Raw genomic sequence first — 16,021 nt, 5'->3', positions numbered from 1 at the left:
CCCGCCCCGGCGGTACGGTCGGTCAGAGAGCGAACAGACGGCACAACCCGCCGACCGGACGAACGGACAACGATGTGAACGAGGCCTTCTACCTGCCCGATCCGGCGGACCCGCAGCGGTTCCTCTCCACCGAGCTCACTCGTGGTCCGTGGTCGCCCGACGCCCAGCACGCCGGACCGCCCTCCGCGCTGCTCGCTCATGTGATCGAACGGTGCGAACCCCGGCCCGGCTTCCAGGTGGGCCGCGTCGCCGTGGAAATCCTCGGACCCGTCCCCCTCGCCCCGCTCACCGCGCACGCCCGCCTCGTCCGCCGGGGACGCAGCGTGGAATTGATCGAAGCGACCCTGTCGACCGACCGCGGTCCGGTGATGCGGGCCGCCGCGTGGCGCTTCAAACTCGCCGATCCCGAACTCGAGATTCCCGAACACCTCTTACCGACCGGGGCGCGTCCCGGCCCCGATCAGACGCCCGACCCCGAACCGTTCCCCTCCACCCAGCCCGTGGGATTCCACACCGGTATCGAATACCGCTACGTCACCGGCTCCTTCCGCGAGCCCGGCCCCGCGGTGTGCTGGATCCGGCTGAAGTACCCGATCGTCTCCGGCACCACACCCAGCCCGCTGGAACGCACCCTCGCCGCCGCGGATTCCGGCAACGGGGTCAGCGCGGTCCTCGACTGGGATCGCTACCTGTTCATCAACACCGATCTGACCGTCACCCTGCACCGCCAACCGGCCGGCGAGTGGGTCTGCCTCGATGCCGTCACCCATCCGCAGCCACACGGTATCGGCCTGGCCGAGTCCGCGCTGTTCGACGAGAAAGGCCCACTGGGCCGCAGCACCCAGACCTTGTTCCTCGGCCCGCGCTGACCGGGTCGGGCACGCCGGCCCGTGACGACCCCGCCGGTATCGTCGGCCGGTACTCACCCACCGGCTACTCGCCGGGTACCCCGGCCGGGGCCGCTTCGGTTCCGGCGCGCCCGCCGGTCCGGTCGCCGAACTCCCGGCGCACCGCCGCATTCACCCGGTCGGTGTCGCCGGTGGCGAGCAGATCGATGAGCGCGCCGCGCAATACCGCCAGCGCCCGGGTGCGGGCGGCACGACCCTCCGCGCTGTCCCGGACGCGCGCGGGCTGGGCCGCGGCCAGCACCTCCAGCCAGTCCTCGACGGTTTCCCGGGCGAAGTCGGCCCACGGCCCCGCCGGTTCGACCAGCGAACGGACGTAGCCCTCCAGCCACAGGGTGAGCAGGGCGCGCCGGGACGGCTCGGCCAACCAGCCCCAGAGCACGGCGGCGATCTGTGGCAGCCGATCGTCCGCCTGCCCGGGCACGTGGACTGCGGACAGCAGAGCCAGTTCCTCGGCGCGCGCCCGCGCGAGCAGCGCGCGTATCAGGCCGTCCTTGCTACCGAACAGGTAGAGCAGGACCCGCGGGCTGGTGCCGATGGCCGCCGCCAGCGGTCGCAGCGACATCTCCCCCAAGCCGTGGGCCAGCACGTATCGATAGGCCGCTTCGAGCAGTTCGGTCTGCCGCGCCGAGGGGGTTGCGTCCGAGTCCACCATGCGTGCATTCTGGCACCACTGAAACAGTCGTTTCAGTGGTGGGCATCCGGTGTCGCATCAGGAGGGAATGACCAATGACCGAAACAGCGGCCGAACCGGCGCGCGTCCTCGCGATCCGCGCGCTCGGGCAGCCGGGCGATCTGGGGTGGGTGGTCCAGGCCCACGGCGAGCGCTACGCCGCCGAATTCGGCTGGGACATCTCCTTCGAAGCACTCGTCGCCGAGATAGTGGCCGGTTACGCGAGCAACCACGATCCGGTCCGTGAGGCCGGCTGGATCGCGACCCTCGACGGCGAACCGGTGGGGTGCGTGCTCTGCACCCGCGGCGATACCGACGACACCGCGAAACTGCGGATCCTGCTGGTCCATCCGAAAGCCCGCGGCCACGGCCTGGGCAACCGGCTGGTCACGACCTGTCTGGATTTCGCGCGCGCCGCCGGCTACCGCCGGATCACCCTATGGACGAACAGCGTGCTCACCTCGGCCCGCCGGATCTACCTGGCAGCCGGATTCGAGCTCGACGACGAACACCATCATCACAGCTTCGGCCGGGACCTGGTCGGCCAGAACTGGTCCCGGCAGCTGTAGGGCGGACTACACCCCGGGATCGGTCACTGTCCACCGGCGGTGCCACGGCACCTACATCGCCGTCGATCGCCGGTCCGCTCGTCCGGCAGGGCCGGTCGGCTTCGGTGAGAGGTCATCGAGACGACGCCTCGCCCGTGCCGGACCAGACCGGACCACTTTCCGGCTGATGCAGGGCCGCGACCAGCTCGTCCCTGGCAGCCACCGGTCGCTCTTCCGGCTCGGCGATTCGCGGTTCGTGCCGGCGATTGTCGGCGTACGTAGTACGAACCGGAAACGGGTGGGAACTTTCCCACGATTCGGCGCACCCGGGTACGGGCGCCGCAGTGGTGCCGCCTGTCCACGGCGTACGCCCCGGCGCCGGTGCGGGCAGCCCGGCCGGCGCGGAACCGGGCTGCCCGCCCGATCCGGAACTCGCCGGGCCACCAGGTATCAGAGTGGCCGTTCCCGTGGCCCCCGGCCACGCGACCGGTAGGTAGAACGGCACCGTCCGGACCGGGATCGGATGCGGAAGGGAACCACCGGCCGACGGCAACCGCTCCCCGGAAGATGGTTCGGACGCGCCGCCACCGGGCCCGGGCCGCCGAGGCCAGGGGCTCGCAGCCGCCGCGCTCTGCACTACCGGAACACCCGTCCCGCCGGAGCCGGACAGCGGTGGCCGCGAATCGGGCATTTCCGCGCCGGCATCCACAGACCCATGCTGCCGCGCTGTGCGCACCGGCCCCATACCGGCACCGCTGCCCGCCACACGCATTCCGGTATGTGGCGGTGGCGGTATGGCAGCGGGCGCCATCGGTGGCGCGGACGGTGGAGCCGGCGCGGGAGCTGGAATCGTCGTGGGTGGCAGAGCCGGCGTGGTGGGCGGTACGGGCTGCCGAAGCCGGAACTCTTCGCCGAGTTCACGCCGGGGCGAGGCGATTTCGCGGCGCAGGGATTCGACTTCGTCGGCGAGTTCGCGTACCCTTCCGGCCACCCGATCGCTGGAGGTCACCGCCTGACTCAGGATCTCCCGGCCGCGACCGAACGCCTCGTCCAGCAGGTCCAGCACATGCACCGGCAGTGAGACGCCCGAGGGTGGCGCCTCCGCCGCCCGGCGGTTCACCGTATCGATGAGCGTCCCGACCGCCACTCGTCCCTCACCGGAAATCCGTTGTGCACCGGCCGCGACCGATTCGACCGCCCGGGCATCGAGTTCGGCGAACCCGGCCAGCACTGTGTTCAACTGCCGGGCTTTCGCCGTGTATGCGCCGATGGTCGCGACCGCACCGGCGGGGAGTGCGGTCGGCAGCTCCGGCGCGGGCGGGGTCGTGCGCGGCCCGGTTCCGAAACTTCGCCAGACCTCGCACAGATAGCCGGGCAGTTCCCGGTACATCGCGCCGACCGGGCCGGTGAGTTCCACCGGCATCCGCAGATTCGGCAGCTGCGCGGGGCAGCCCCCGTTCCCGATCTCGGTGGTGGTGAGCTGTACCGGCAGCCGGGCCTGTGTCGACACCTCGTAACCGCCGAAGGCACCGCCGAGCGCGGCGACCGGTCCGCCGCCGTGCGAGTTCCAGGGCAGCAGCGCCTTGATCGCGATCCGGTCCACTCGCCGGGCGCCGCCCGCGGACAGCACCCTGGTGGCTGCCGAGGCGATCCCTGTCTTTAGCAGTGTGCCCGCGAGATCTGTCGCCCAGGCCCCGCCCGCGGCTCCGATTCCGGCGACGAGTGCTTCCTCGAGAGCAGCGCCGCTGCCCTTGTCATCACCCCAGGCGGCGCCGGCGAAGGATCCGGCCGCCGAACCGATCATCGCCCCCGGCGGACCGAGGAACGCCGCGCCGAGCGCACCGCCGACGAACGCGCCGCCGTCGGCCCAGGTGAAACCGAAAATGCCCACACAGCAAGCTATTTCCGGAAATAGCGATCACGAATGGGTCCTGACAGGCCTCTTACGGACGCCCCCGGTTTATTGACGGCCCGTACACCGGTTCAGCGGACGACGAGGCGCCGCACGAGGACGCCGTGGTCGCCGATCGCGAACGCCCGGTCGGGGCGGCCCGCCGCGGCAGGGGTCCCGTTCCCCGGAGCCCGGCCCGCGACAGACCCTCGGTCACCCCGCTCCCCCGGGCTCACGCGGGGTGAGCGCGACCACCGGTACGACCCGGCCCGCGGTGCGCTCGTACTCGGCCAGCGCGGGCAGGATCGCGACCATCGCGAGGTGCAGGCGATCGCGTTCGGGCCCGGCGTCGATCACCTCGGCATCGGCCTGGAAGAGTTCGGCGCCCACCTGCACGGTCACCGTCGGGTGCGCGCGCAGGTTGTGGTACCAGGCGGGGTTCTGCGGCGCCCCGGCATTGGAGGCGACGATCACCAGCCGATCGCCGTCCCGCAGATACATCACCGGTTTCGTATGCGGTAGGCCGGATTTCGCGCCGATGGTGGTGAGCAGGAGCAGATCGTAGCCCGCGAAGGGGCCGCCGACGCGCCCCTCGCCGGCACGGAATTCCTCGATGACCTCGTCGTCCCAGGCCGCCATGTGCACGTCCTCCGTGTCCGAACCGCACCCCGCCGATCAGCGGTGCGCGTACACCGGGGCGGGGTTCGGTTTGCCCAGCACCCGGTTCAACCAGAATGCCCCGCGCATCCCATGGAAAACAGCCATGACGAGTGCCCCGCTACCCAGCGCCACGAATCCGGGCCACGGATACGCCCCGAGATCGGCCGCGTATCCGAGTAGTGCCGCCATGACGAGGCCGAGTACTCCCGCGACCGCATTGCGCACCGGTGCGTTTCCGGTGACATTCGGGAACTCCTCTCCCATCATTCCTTTCGCGAAGTGCGGGAACGCGTTCGTGCCCAGCACGCCCGCCGCGAAAGCCGTAACCACTGTCGGCCACATCGGAACCACCTCATTCGGTCAACGCTTGTAGTCCGAAACTAGCAGTAGCCGCAACTTCGGTCAACGGTCGTTGTTCGAATGCATTCGGTCACGCGCCCGGGTCGCGGGCGTACGGGCCCTAGGCTGGTCGGGTGTCCGAAACCCAGCCGACCCGAGCCGAACAGCGGCGGCGCACCCAGGAACGCATTCTGCGGGCGGCCACCCGCCTGTTCGCCGAATCCGGCTACGAGCGCACCACCATCCGCGCCGTCGCGGCCGCGGCGGAGACCGACCCCAGCCTGGTCATGCGGTATTTCGGGTCGAAGGAGGAGTTGTTCGCCCGGGTCGCGGTCCCCGAACCCGACGTCCCGATCAGCGGTACACCTGAACAAGCGGCCGAACAACTACTCGCCGCGCTGGCGGCGAAGATCGAGGGCGAACCCGATAGCGCGACCCTGGCCGCCGTCCGCACCATGCTCACCCATTCGGATACCGCGCAGAGCGTGCGCGCGGCGATGACCGCCCGGCAGCGGCAGGCCGCCGAACACCTCGATCCCGACGACGCGAACCTGCGCGCGGGCTTGATCGGGGCACTCACCCTCGGCGTCGTCATCGGCCGCCACCTGCTGCACCTGGATGCGGTGTCCGATGCCGCCACCGACCGAATCGTCGAACTGTTGCGCCCGGCCGTCCACGAGATCGCGCACGGCAGCATGCGCTCCCGCCCCGCGACCGGCTAGGAGATTTCCGGGGTACGCCGGCACGTACCGGGCCGTCGGCGCCGCCCGGCCGCGGTATCCGCCGGCCGGGAGCCGACGGACCACCGTCTGATCACCGGCCGGCCGACTACCACGATTCGATCAATGGAACTTCGTGCTCCTGCCGCTGCCATTCCACGGTGAGGCGATCGAGCCGGGCCGCGGTGGCGATACCACGCACACCCGCGATCCGGTCGCCACGTAGTTCCAGGATCACCACGCCCACAACCCGGTCCGCGAGCGTGGCCAGCACGGCCGGGCTGCCGTTGACCACGGCGGCATGGATGGCGGGCGAGCCACCGGCGAGTCTGCGCTTGGCCGGAGACGGGGCGAAGCCGGCCCGGATCGCGGCGGCGATCCGCTGCGGGGTGGGGTACCGGATCAACTTCCCGGCCCACCGCAGCCCGGCGCCGTCGGAGATGCCGGTTGCGTCGTCGGTCAGCAGCGCGACCAGCCGTTCGGTCCGACCCGAGGACGCGGCGGCGACGAACTCCTCGACGATCCGACGGGCGGACGCCGGGTCGGTATCGGAGGCATGGCCGGCCGCGGTGATCCGGCGGCGGGCCCGATGGGCGTGCTGCTGGCTCCCGGACTCGGTGATGCCGAGGAACTCGGCTATCTCGGCGTGACTGTAGGCGAACGCCTCACGCAGCACGTAGACGGCCCGTTCGACCGGTGACAGCCGTTCCAGGAGCGTCAGCACCGCCAGAGTCACCGATTCGCGCTGTTCGACGGTATCGGCCGGGCCCAGCATCGGGTCGCCGTCCAAGAGCGGTTCGGGCATCCAGGCACCGACGGCGCGTTCGCGCCGCGTCCGCGCCGAACGGAGCCGGTCGAGCGCCAGATTGGTGACGATCTTGGTCAGCCACGCCTCGGGCACCTCGATGTACTCCCGGTCGGCGGCCTGCCACCGCAGGAAGGCGTCCTGCACGGTGTCCTCGGCGTCGGCGGCCGAGCCGAGCAGCCGATAGGCGAGCGAGGCCAGCCGGTTCCGGCTGGCCTCGAATCGCGCCACGGTGGCAGTGTCCACGGGCAGGATCCTATCCGGCGACCAGAGCCGCCGACGGCACTCCCGTGGTCGCCGCACGGTACCGGTGACTCCGCTTCCCGAAGGTCGGGTGGCTGATGGCCCAGCCGCTGGTCGCCACGATCGCCGCCTTGACCCGCGCCGCCGGCCGGCCGCGCAATGCTCCGGTCTTCGCGCCGGCGTCACCGTCGACCAGCTGGAAGATTCCGTCCTTGCGGCCGAGACCGATGTGGTTGCCGACATAGGTCAGCGCGGTCGTCTCGACCTTGCGCCCGGTCCGGTCCCCGATGATCGCCGATGTCGCCTGCATACCGGTGAATCCCGCCGAAGCGCACGACATCGGCAACGGCCGGCCGTTGTCACCGATGACGAAAGCGCTGTCACCGGCCACGTAGACATCGGGATGCGAGACCGAACGCATCTGACGGTCGACTCTGATCTGTCCGTTGGCCGCCACTTCGAGGCCGCTGGCGGCGGCAATCGGGTGGACGGCGAAACCGGCGGTCCACACGGTCGCGTCGGAGGCGAAAACGGTGCCGTCGGCGGCGACAGCTGCCGACGCCTCGACGCGTTCGACGGTGGTGTGCTCGTGAATCGTGATTCCGAACCGGTCGAAGGCGCGTAGCAGGTGACGGCGGGCCTTCGGCCCGAGCCACCCACCCAGCTCACCGCCGGTGACGAGTTCGACCCGCAGTCCCGGCCGGGCCTCGGCGATCTCGGTGGCGGCTTCGATCGCGGTCAGGTTGCCGCCGACCACCAGCACCTTCCCGCCCTCGCCCAGCTCGTCCAAGCGGGAGCGCAGGCGCAGCGCGGACGGCCGCGTGGCCACGTGGAAAGCGTGTTCGGCGACACCCGCGACGCCGTGCTCGGCGGCAGTGCTACCGAGTGCGTACAAAAGGGTGTCGTAGGTGAGCCGGTCGGTGCCCGCGGCATCGGCGACGGTGACGTTCCGGCGCTCGACGTCGACGCCGGTCACCCGGGCCGTTCTCAGCCGGATACCGGTACCCGCGAACACCTTCGCCAGCGGCCGGTGCGGGAGATCCCGCCCGGCGGCGAGCTGATGCAGTCGCAGCCGCTCCACGAAATCGGGTTCGGCATTGACGACGGTGATCTCGAAATCGCCGGAGTGCAGTTGACGGGCCAGGTACCCGGCGCAGAAAGCTCCGGCGTATCCGGCCCCGAGGACGACGATGCGATGCGGCATGGTTCGCTCCTGTCTGGTTCGCGTGCTTCCTGAACGAGACAGCTTCCGCGTTCCTGACAGCATCGCGCGGTGATGTGGGTCACCCACCGAACAGGACGCCCTCCACTACGCGGACAGCCCCGGCCGGCACCGGGGCTGTCCGCTGTTCGGCCGCGGCGGACACTCGAACCACCGCGGACCGGTCAGACAGGCTGTTGTTCGGCCTTCTGCTCGGCCAGCATGGTGAGCGCGATATCGACGATCATGTCCTCCTGACCGCCCACCAGCCGCCGCCGGCCGGCCTCCATCAGCAGGGTCCGGACATCGATCCCGTACCGCTCACTGGCCGCCTCGGCATGCCGCAGGAAGCTCGAGTACACCCCGGCATAGCCGAGGGTGAGGGTTTCCCGGTCCACCCGCACCGGGCGGTCCTGCAGCGGCCGGACCAGGTCGTCGGCGGCGTCCTGCAATGCGAAGACATCGCAGCCGTGCTTCCAGCCCAGCACATCGGCGACCGCCACAAACGCTTCGATCGGGGTGTTGCCCGCACCCGCGCCGTGACCGGCCAGCGAGGCGTCGACCCGGGTGACCCCGTTCTCCACGGCCACCACCGAATTCGCCACCGACAGCGACAGGTTCTCGTGGGCGTGGATACCGAGCTCGGTCGCCGGGTCGAGGACATCGCGGTAGGCCAGGATGCGGTCGCGCACACCGTTCATGGTGAGGCGGCCGCCGGAATCGGTGACATAGACGCAGTGCGCGCCGTAGCTCTCCATGAGTTTGGCCTGCGCGGCCAACTGCGCCGGTTCGGCCATATGGCTCATCATCAGGAATCCCGAGACGTCCATCCCGATCTCCCGCGCGGTGGCGATGTGCTGGGCGGCGACATCGGCCTCCGTGCAATGGGTGGCCACCCGCACCGAGCGCACACCCAGGCCCCAGGCCCGCCGCAGATCCTCGGCGGTACCCACACCGGGCAGCAGCAGGCTGGTCAGCCGCGCGTTCTTCAGGTTCGCGGCGGCGGCCTCGAGCCAGGTCCAGTCACTGTGCGACCCGGGACCATAGTTCACCGAGCCGCCGGCCAGACCGTCCCCGTGCGCGACCTCGATGGCGTCGACACCGGCGGCGTCGAGTGCGGCCACGATCTTGCCGACGTTCTCCGGGGTGATCCGGTGCCGGATGGCGTGCATACCGTCGCGCAGGGTCACGTCCTGGACGAAAACGGTCGGCACGGCGTCGGACTCGCTCATCGGGCACCTTCTTTCTGCTGGGTGTTCTGCGCGATCCGCTCGGCGACCTGCAGTCCGGCCGAGGTCATGATGTCGAGGTTGCCGGCGTAGGCGGGCAGGTAGTGGGCCGCGCCCTCGACCTCGAGGAACACCGACACCCGATGGGTCGGGAAGGAGTCGTTGTCCTTGGCGAGCAGGGTGTGCACCGGCTGATCCGCCGGGATCGCGTCGATCTGCACTTCCTGCTTGAGCCGGTAGCCGGGCACGTAGGCCGCCACATCGTCGACCATCTTCGCCACCGAGGCCTTGATCTGCTCGTGTGAATCGGCGTCGGGGGCGGTGACCAGGCAGAAAACCGTATCGCGCATGATCAGCGGCGGTTCGGCCGGATTCAGGATGATCACCGCCTTACCGCGTTCCGCGCCGCCCACGGTTTCGATGGCGTGCGCGGTGGTCTCGGTGAACTCGTCGATATTGGCCCGGGTACCGGGTCCGGCGGATTTCGAGGCGATGGAGGCCACGATCTCGGCGTAGGCCACCGGCACCACCCGGGAGACCGCGGCCACGATCGGGATGGTCGCCTGGCCGCCACAGGTCACCATGTTCACGTTCGGCGCGTCGAGGTGTTCCTCCAGGTTCACCGGCGGCACCACGAACGGCCCGATGGCCGCGGGGGTCAGGTCGATGAGGCGTTTACCCAGCGGTGCCAGCCGCTCGTGGTTCTGTTTGTGCGCCTTGGCCGAGGTGGCGTCGAAGACGATCTCGATCTCGTCGAAGTTCGGCAGCGCGATCAGTCCCTCCACCCCTTCGTGGGTGGTGGGCACCTTCAACCGGGCGGCCCGGGCGAGCCCGTCGGATTCCGGGTCTATACCGACCATGGCGCCCATTTCCAGGAATCGGGAATGGCGCAGCACTTTGATCATCAGGTCGGTGCCGATATTGCCCGAACCGATGATCGCGACCTTGGTGCGCGTGTTGTTGTCACTCACTGGGAGACCTCCGAAGCGGTGGTGAACGAAGCCGTGACCGTCCCGAGGCCGGAGATGGCGGCGGTGACGGTGGCGCCCGGATGCAGCGGCCGCATCGGGCCGAGCGCGCCGGACAGGATCACCTGTCCGGCCCGCAGCGGCTCACCGAAGGTGCGGGCCTGCCGGGCGAGCCAGGACAGGGCGTTGAGCGGGTCGCCGAGGCAGGCGGCGCCGTTACCGGTCGACACTTCTTCCCCGTCGATGCGCATGCTCATGGCGACGTCGACCGGCTCGAAGTCGTCCAGGGTCCGGCGCTCGGTGCCGAGCACGTAGAGACCGCTCGAGGCATTGTCGGCGACGGTGTCGGCGAAGGAGATATTCCAGTCGGTGATGCGGCTGTCCACGATCTCCAGTGCGGCCACCGCCTCGGCCACGGCCGCGCGGCACTGGTCGATATCGAGCGGCCCCTCGGCGAGATCCTCGCCGAGCACGAACGCGATCTCGGCTTCGGCCCGCGGCTGCAAGAGCCGGTCGATCGGGATCACGTCGCCGTCCGAATACGCCATATCGGAGAACAGGACACCGAAATCGGGCTGGTCCACACCCAGCTGCTGCTGCACGGCCTGCGAGGTGGCGCCGATCTTGCGGCCGACCACCGTGACCTCAGGGGAGACCCGGGCGGCATTGAACCGCTCCTGGATCCGGTAGGCGGTGGCGACATCGTCCGGGCTGATCAACCCGTCCCGCAACGGGGCACAGGTCCGGCGCGTCTCCGCGGCGGTGATCAGGCGTTGCGCGGCACGGGCGACGATCGACTCGTCGACGCCGGGCCCGCTGTCGCTGATGCTGTCGACAGTGGTGGCCACCACGACCTCCGTTCTCCTCTTCGTCGGGGTCTGCTCAGTGCACACCCTCGGCGCGGCCCTGAACAGTAAAGTGGTCCACTGACTGGACCAGTCTCACCAGAAGGGCCCGATATGCCGGATCACCACCTCGACGAGCGTTCCGTGCTGGGCCGGGCGCTGCTGATCCTGGAGGCGTTCGGGGTGGAGGACCAGGCCGTCGGACTATCCGAACTGACCCGCCGCACCGGGCTGCCGAAGGCCACCGTGCACCGGCTGTGCCGCGACCTGGTGACCGCACGGCTGCTGAGTTCGTCGGCGGAGGGCTACCGGCTCGGACGTGGACTGTTCGAACTGGGTATGCGGGCGGCCACCGAGCGCACACTGCTCGAGGTCGCCGTGCCTTTCCTCCAGGACCTGTTCGCCCGCACCCGTGAAACCGTGCACTTCGGCGTCCGCGACGGCGACGAGGTCGTCTACATCAGCAAGATCGGCGGCCACCGGCAGGCCCGCGCCCCCTCCCGGATCGGCGGCCGGATGCCGCTGTACTGCACCGCGATCGGCAAGGCGCTGCTCGCCCACTCCGGTCCCGAGACGATCGACCGCATCCTGGCCGGCCCGTTGACCAGACGCACCCCGCGCACCGTGGTCGCACCCGGCCTGCTGCGGATTCAGCTGGCACAGGTAGTCGAGAACGGGGTGGCCTACGAACATGAGGAGTCCGCCATCGGGATCGGCTGCGTGGCCGCACCTGTCCTCGGCACCGACGACCGTCCGCTGGCGGCTATCTCGGTCACCGGCCCGGTGACCCGCTTCAGGCCCGAACGACACGCCGGCTCAGTGCAGGCAGCGGCCGCAGGAGTTGCTTCCATCCTGGCTCGGCGGGCACCACAGACCCTCGCTTAGCGTTTGCGCGAGACGCTGACACGACTGCGCTCGATCCGAGCGCAGAAGCCCGTCCCTCGCCGAGCGATCGGTCGTATGCGGTAGAGCGCACTATTTTGCCCCAACGAGTCACTCTTGATACTCTTCGAAAGAATGAAGGGTTTACCCAGGTCTCACCAAACAGATCCTGACACTTGGGTTCAGAATTTAAAATGAGGGGGATTCAGACTTCGCATGATCGATAGATCGGTTCGCTGGAAAGTATCGAACATCAGCGGCGCGAAAACAAGGGAACTCGATGCCCGGATTTGATTATCAAACCTCTTGGGATGGCTATCGCGAGGACGAATTCGAGGCACCACAAGTCAGCGAGCCCAAAAGATTTGAGCCACCACAGAAGTCGGCACTGATCACCGTCGAGCTGGCCGAAGACCGACTTCCGAAAAAAATTACGCTACGGCGAAACTGGAAAGATCACTTCGCCCCGAGCGAATACGGCACCTCGATCATGGAGGCCTATTCGCTACGCGCTTTACGAACGATCGTCACAGATGATCGAGCACGGCGCGACCGGCACGCCGAGCGCCCCCGCGCTCCGCGATATTATTCCCACTCTTCTGCAAACACGCGAATACGGCGAATACCAACGTTTGTTGGATCAGCTGATCGGAAACGAGACAACAGAGGTCCACGGACCCGGTGTCAGTGATTACGATGAACCCGCCCTGACAGTGCGCTCCACCCGTTCGATGATCACATATATATCTTTTGATTACGACTGGGCGCTTCGCGCCGACATCTCCACAATCGCCCATGACATAGTGCACTGCGCGAACCGAATCCGCACCGCCAGGCCTTCGCTGGTCGTAGACCCCGGCCTTTCCAGCGAAACCGACTCCGAGCTGGCCGAACGACTGGCCGCCCATATTTCTAGAATTCGCCAGGAGTAAGAATGCCCGATCAGATACAGTTAGCCGCGGAGCGTCTGGATCTCCAATCCAAAGCATGGACTTATGAGGTCAAAGCGGAGCTTTTCAATGCAGCATACAAGGTCGACACACTGAAGGACACCAGTCGACTCGAGTGGGGGTTGTTTCAGATTCCGTACGAATATTATATTACCTCCGCAGAGTATATCCGAGCGAGACTGGCAGAGGGCGCATCCGAAGCGGAGGAAATCGGGACCACATTGCGAATAATAGTTAATGCTTTCCTGCAGCAGGATACGGATCAATCGCATGATTTCAATAAAATAGCAGAAATCGGGCAATGAGATGGGCGACCCCGTAGACAAGGGACAACTCGACAGCGCAATCGAGAATCTCCGAACGCAAATAGATGAGTGGAGAAACATACCCGGCGAGATCAACGACACTGTCGACGGTCTTAAGTATTACGCCCCCGTAGCCTGGGCCTTTGCAACCCAAAAGCGCGACGAGGCTCAAGACAAGATAAAAACTCTCCTGGAAAAGCTCGACGAAGTTTTGACGGGCATCAATGCACCGTTCACGTTCCTCGGATGGGCAGCCGACTGGCAGATAGTCGGCGCAAGCGTCCGCGCCGCATCGAACGCCCCGGCTCGCCCAGAAGTAAGCGTTGAAGGATTCTGGTCCGGAGAAGCCAAGGACAGCTTCAACGCGGTAAGAACTGCTCAGGACAAAGCCTTTACATCGGCGGCCGAGGTCTGCACCAAGATTGAAACAAGTATGCTGAATCTTTCGAAATCAGCTCTTGATTTCTACATCAAGCTGGCCGATACTTTGGCGACTTACATGGCGAACCTTACAGCAGCGCTGGCCGAAGTTGGATCTGTAATCCTCCTATACGAAGGCGCCCCCGGATTGGTGCAAGCAGCCGCCGATGTTCTTGTCCTTGTCGAGGGACTCATGACCGCTCTGGCAAGCACCGTTCAGACCCAAATGGTCGAGGCGAATGCTCTCGACAATGCGACTGACAGCCCGTGGGGCTTCTACGGAGACCACTGGCCGGATGCCACGGCGAACACCTATAACGACCCCGCCTACTGGCAGCCCAGTCGGGCTTGAAAAGGACAGATGACCCAGTGTTGACACGGTCTGAAAAATTTGCGATTGCCGGAATTTTCTCCCTGTTGATATCGGCCGTTACAGGCTGCGTATCATCCGGCGGCGCAGAAATCGGCTCCCCTGGAACAACTTCGACCAGCAAGCCACATCCGGATTGTGGTCTACGGTCAATAGCCGGCCATCCCGACCCTGAGGTCGCAAAGTTCGCCCTGGGTCTTACTTTGGGCGACGACATCTCCGTCCAAGCAGCGCAAGTGCAGCCCGCGAAGACCCTTCCAGGAAAGCTTGTACTGTCGATCACAGTATGCGATCCACACTCATCCGACAGTGACTCCCTGCGTCCTGTGGCCACAGCCATTGCCCATGAGCTGATCAAGACAGACCTGGGCAGGAAGACGTACTCGTTCAGCGTCAGCGACCGGTCGGCGCGGAATGGAATTGAGACGGTGCTCCGAATCAAGGGTTTCAGCGACCGCCCTTGGGACGGTTCGCCGTCGAAGGAAGCAGAACTCGGCTCCTGGGAAGTGTTCCAGAGTTGACTCGCACGGCCCTGTACGCGACCGGTCAGTAGCGGAGACCGGCCGCGCGCGGTGGTTGCCCTTCACGTCTCGGGCATAATTCGCTCGCCACCGTCAGTATGCGGTCGTGCGGTGGCATTGATCGACTTCTCCGTGCCCCCCATAGCAATGCATCTCCGGCCGGGTGCCCGAATTGTGCCTCGCCATGAGATCGGACGTCCGCTTCTCGCTATTGGCCTCCGTCGCCTGCGAGCGTCTGGGGTGGTGCCTCACTCGGCCGCACCGCCAGTACCTGCACGGTCGTACTGGGTCCGTGATGGAACGCGCCCTCGGTGATATCGCGGTCGACCTCGCGGCAGCGCTCCAGCCGCAGACCGGCCAGATCGCGACGGAACTCTTCCGGTGTCGGCATCCCGTCCGCGACCGGCGGCCCCCCGACCCCGGGCCGATCGAGGTGGCGTGGCGTATAGGCCTCGAGCACGAACACACCGCCGGGCCGCAGCGCCCGCACACATGCCGCGTGCACTCCGGGTCGTAGCGCCGACGGCAGGTGCCCCCAGATGGAGACGATCCCCGACCAGCGGGCTTCGCCCATATCGAACTCGGTGATATCGGCGGCCACGGTCTCGATCTCCACCCGCTGTTGCGCCGCCAGATCCCGGGCGTTGGCCAACCCCACCGGCGAGAGGTCCACAGCGGTCACGGAGTATCCGCGACCGGCCAGATACACCGCATTACGCCCCTCCCCCTCTGCCAGGCACAACACCGGGCCCTCGGGTATCCGATCGGCCACTTCGCGCAGATAGTCGTTGGGTTCGGTGCCGTAGGAGGTGAACGGCTGCGCATACCGCTCGTTCCACATCTCGGCCGCGCCGGGCATCGTCATGCTTGTCTCCTGGGTCTCGGGTTGACGTCCGATCCAGACTGCAAGTTAATGTGAACATGAAGTCAACCCCCGCCGCTGGGCAGTCGAGTCCCGAGCCGACCTGTTCCATCGGCGAACTGGCCGGCCGCTTCGGCCTCGCCACCCATGTCCTCCGCCATTGGGAGAGCGTCGGCCTGCTCACCCCCGCGGCCAGGGTCGGCGGCCGCCGCCGCTACACGCAGTCGCATATCGCCCGGGTGGCGTTGATCCTGCACAGCAAGCAGGTCGGTCTGGGCCTGGCCCGCACCCGCGACCTGCTCGACGCCTGCGACGGACCCGGCCGTCGCAGCATCCTTCGATCACATCTGGACGAACTCGACGTACAGCTGGCCCGGATCCAGACGTCGAAGAACCTGATCAACCACGTACTCACCTGCCGCTACGAGGATTTCACCGAATGCCCCCGCTTCCGGGCCGAGATCGCCGCCACCGCCGGGATCGACCGCGAATAACAGGGCCTCGGAATCCGAACGGCGGCTTCTCACGCATACGACCGATCCTCGGTTCCTCGGACAGACCACCGGGACGGAAGCGGCCGAACCGCACCCATACCCCCGCCTCGGCTACGACCACGACACATACCGCCGGTTACTGCGGGCAGCGGTATTTCCCGGTCATCGCCCGGCGGCGGCGCACCAGGCCA

At 67.4% G+C, this 16,021-nt stretch carries 19 protein-coding genes; 9 read left to right on the top strand and 10 right to left on the bottom strand.

What is annotated here, in order from left to right; translation table 11 throughout:
- Positions 1-74: 74 nt before the first annotated feature.
- On the top strand, positions 75-869 hold the full coding sequence (locus tag IG75_RS0121935) for a thioesterase family protein (protein ID WP_030523057.1): 795 nt from the start codon (positions 75-77) through the stop codon (positions 867-869).
- Positions 870-933: 64 nt separating this feature from the next.
- Here the strand turns inward: IG75_RS0121935 and IG75_RS0121930 are convergent, their stop codons facing one another.
- Entirely contained in the window at positions 934-1,560 is a 627-nt protein-coding gene (locus tag IG75_RS0121930) for a TetR/AcrR family transcriptional regulator (RefSeq protein WP_063834177.1), read from the bottom strand.
- 74 nt (positions 1,561-1,634) lie between these two features.
- On the opposite strand from IG75_RS0121930, the gene IG75_RS0121925 reads away from it, so the two are divergent.
- Positions 1,635-2,147, top strand: coding sequence for a GNAT family N-acetyltransferase (locus IG75_RS0121925; RefSeq protein WP_030523059.1), 513 nt, complete (start codon positions 1,635-1,637; stop codon positions 2,145-2,147).
- 112 nt (positions 2,148-2,259) lie between these two features.
- Here IG75_RS0121925 and IG75_RS0121920 read toward each other — a convergent pair whose 3' ends face one another.
- The 3 genes from IG75_RS0121920 to IG75_RS0121910 form a co-directional block, all read right to left on the bottom strand.
- Positions 2,260-4,017: a hypothetical protein gene (locus IG75_RS0121920; RefSeq protein ID WP_030523060.1), complete on the bottom strand. Its 1,758-nt coding sequence runs from the start codon at positions 4,015-4,017 to the stop codon at positions 2,260-2,262.
- A 213-nt stretch (positions 4,018-4,230) separates the two neighbouring features.
- Positions 4,231-4,656 (bottom strand): nitroreductase family deazaflavin-dependent oxidoreductase, encoded by a 426-nt coding sequence (locus IG75_RS0121915; protein WP_030523061.1) that lies wholly within the window; start codon positions 4,654-4,656, stop codon positions 4,231-4,233.
- A gap of 36 nt (positions 4,657-4,692) precedes the next feature.
- Entirely contained in the window at positions 4,693-5,019 is a 327-nt protein-coding gene (locus tag IG75_RS0121910) for a hypothetical protein (protein WP_030523062.1), read from the bottom strand.
- Between the two features lie 131 nt (positions 5,020-5,150).
- On the opposite strand from IG75_RS0121910, the gene IG75_RS0121905 reads away from it, so the two are divergent.
- Positions 5,151-5,738, top strand: coding sequence for a TetR/AcrR family transcriptional regulator (locus IG75_RS0121905; RefSeq protein WP_030523063.1), 588 nt, complete (start codon positions 5,151-5,153; stop codon positions 5,736-5,738).
- A 106-nt stretch (positions 5,739-5,844) separates the two neighbouring features.
- Here the strand turns inward: IG75_RS0121905 and IG75_RS0121900 are convergent, their stop codons facing one another.
- From IG75_RS0121900 to IG75_RS0121880, 5 genes are all read right to left on the bottom strand, one after another.
- Positions 5,845-6,786: a sigma-70 family RNA polymerase sigma factor gene (locus IG75_RS0121900; RefSeq protein ID WP_030523064.1), complete on the bottom strand. Its 942-nt coding sequence runs from the start codon at positions 6,784-6,786 to the stop codon at positions 5,845-5,847.
- Positions 6,787-6,796: 10 nt separating this feature from the next.
- On the bottom strand, positions 6,797-7,987 hold the full coding sequence (locus IG75_RS0121895; protein WP_030523065.1) for an NAD(P)/FAD-dependent oxidoreductase: 1,191 nt from the start codon (positions 7,985-7,987) through the stop codon (positions 6,797-6,799).
- Positions 7,988-8,169: 182 nt separating this feature from the next.
- Positions 8,170-9,216 (bottom strand): 4-hydroxy-2-oxovalerate aldolase, encoded by a 1,047-nt coding sequence (gene dmpG, locus IG75_RS0121890; protein WP_030523066.1) that lies wholly within the window; start codon positions 9,214-9,216, stop codon positions 8,170-8,172.
- Positions 9,213-10,184, bottom strand: coding sequence for an acetaldehyde dehydrogenase (acetylating) (locus tag IG75_RS0121885; protein ID WP_030523067.1), 972 nt, complete (start codon positions 10,182-10,184; stop codon positions 9,213-9,215). The genes dmpG and IG75_RS0121885 overlap by 4 nt, the downstream gene beginning before the upstream one ends.
- Positions 10,181-11,029 (bottom strand): 2-keto-4-pentenoate hydratase, encoded by an 849-nt coding sequence (locus tag IG75_RS0121880; protein ID WP_373863750.1) that lies wholly within the window; start codon positions 11,027-11,029, stop codon positions 10,181-10,183. Before IG75_RS0121880 ends, IG75_RS0121885 begins: the two co-directional genes overlap by 4 nt.
- Positions 11,030-11,140: 111 nt before the next feature.
- Between IG75_RS0121880 and IG75_RS0121875 the strand changes: the two genes are divergently transcribed.
- The 5 genes from IG75_RS0121875 (at position 11,141) to IG75_RS39225 (ending at position 14,474) form a co-directional block, all read left to right on the top strand.
- Positions 11,141-11,911, top strand: a complete 771-nt coding sequence (locus IG75_RS0121875) for an IclR family transcriptional regulator (RefSeq protein WP_030523069.1) — start codon at positions 11,141-11,143, stop codon at positions 11,909-11,911.
- A 530-nt stretch (positions 11,912-12,441) separates the two neighbouring features.
- Positions 12,442-12,840, top strand: coding sequence for a hypothetical protein (locus IG75_RS0121870; RefSeq protein WP_030523070.1), 399 nt, complete (start codon positions 12,442-12,444; stop codon positions 12,838-12,840).
- 2 nt (positions 12,841-12,842) lie between these two features.
- The gene (locus IG75_RS0121865; protein WP_030523071.1) at positions 12,843-13,163 is read left to right on the top strand and encodes a hypothetical protein; all 321 of its coding nucleotides are present in this window, start codon (positions 12,843-12,845) and stop codon (positions 13,161-13,163) included.
- Position 13,164: 1 nt separating this feature from the next.
- A complete protein-coding gene (locus IG75_RS0121860; protein ID WP_030523072.1) occupies positions 13,165-13,935 on the top strand; it encodes a hypothetical protein in 771 nt (256 codons plus the stop codon).
- Between the two features lie 17 nt (positions 13,936-13,952).
- Positions 13,953-14,474 (top strand): hypothetical protein, encoded by a 522-nt coding sequence (locus IG75_RS39225; protein WP_156059053.1) that lies wholly within the window; start codon positions 13,953-13,955, stop codon positions 14,472-14,474.
- Positions 14,475-14,682: 208 nt separating this feature from the next.
- Here the strand turns inward: IG75_RS39225 and IG75_RS0121850 are convergent, their stop codons facing one another.
- Positions 14,683-15,339 (bottom strand): class I SAM-dependent methyltransferase, encoded by a 657-nt coding sequence (locus IG75_RS0121850; protein ID WP_210436826.1) that lies wholly within the window; start codon positions 15,337-15,339, stop codon positions 14,683-14,685.
- Between the two features lie 56 nt (positions 15,340-15,395).
- Here IG75_RS0121850 and IG75_RS0121845 point away from each other — a divergent pair, with 56 nt between their 5' ends.
- On the top strand, positions 15,396-15,830 hold the full coding sequence (locus tag IG75_RS0121845; RefSeq protein ID WP_051714797.1) for a helix-turn-helix domain-containing protein: 435 nt from the start codon (positions 15,396-15,398) through the stop codon (positions 15,828-15,830).
- Positions 15,831-16,021 lie beyond the last annotated feature (191 nt).

It is taken from the genome of Nocardia rhamnosiphila NBRC 108938 (assembly GCF_000720425.1).
GTDB lineage: Bacteria > Actinomycetota > Actinomycetes > Mycobacteriales > Mycobacteriaceae > Nocardia > Nocardia rhamnosiphila.
The sequence above is the reverse complement of the archived record's forward strand: the minus strand, read 5'-3'. Positions and strand labels throughout refer to the sequence as shown.

Bases quoted from the DNA above. Each gene is read 5' to 3' on its own strand.
- IG75_RS0121930 (WP_063834177.1), bottom strand. From the start codon at position 1,560: ATGGTGGACTCGGACGCAACCCCCTCGGCGCGGCAGACCGAACTGCTC.
- IG75_RS0121925 (WP_030523059.1), top strand. From the start codon at position 1,635: ATGACCGAAACAGCGGCCGAACCGGCGCGCGTCCTCGCGATCCGCGCG.
- IG75_RS0121915 (WP_030523061.1), bottom strand. From the start codon at position 4,656: ATGGCGGCCTGGGACGACGAGGTCATCGAGGAATTCCGTGCCGGCGAG.
- IG75_RS0121910 (WP_030523062.1), bottom strand. From the start codon at position 5,019: ATGTGGCCGACAGTGGTTACGGCTTTCGCGGCGGGCGTGCTGGGCACG.
- IG75_RS0121895 (WP_030523065.1), bottom strand. From the start codon at position 7,987: ATGCCGCATCGCATCGTCGTCCTCGGGGCCGGATACGCCGGAGCTTTC.
- dmpG (WP_030523066.1), bottom strand. From the start codon at position 9,216: ATGAGCGAGTCCGACGCCGTGCCGACCGTTTTCGTCCAGGACGTGACC.
- IG75_RS0121875 (WP_030523069.1), top strand. From the start codon at position 11,141: ATGCCGGATCACCACCTCGACGAGCGTTCCGTGCTGGGCCGGGCGCTG.
- IG75_RS0121870 (WP_030523070.1), top strand. From the start codon at position 12,442: ATGATCGAGCACGGCGCGACCGGCACGCCGAGCGCCCCCGCGCTCCGC.
- IG75_RS0121865 (WP_030523071.1), top strand. From the start codon at position 12,843: ATGCCCGATCAGATACAGTTAGCCGCGGAGCGTCTGGATCTCCAATCC.
- IG75_RS0121860 (WP_030523072.1), top strand. From the start codon at position 13,165: ATGGGCGACCCCGTAGACAAGGGACAACTCGACAGCGCAATCGAGAAT.
- IG75_RS0121850 (WP_210436826.1), bottom strand. From the start codon at position 15,339: ATGACGATGCCCGGCGCGGCCGAGATGTGGAACGAGCGGTATGCGCAG.
- IG75_RS0121845 (WP_051714797.1), top strand. From the start codon at position 15,396: ATGAAGTCAACCCCCGCCGCTGGGCAGTCGAGTCCCGAGCCGACCTGT.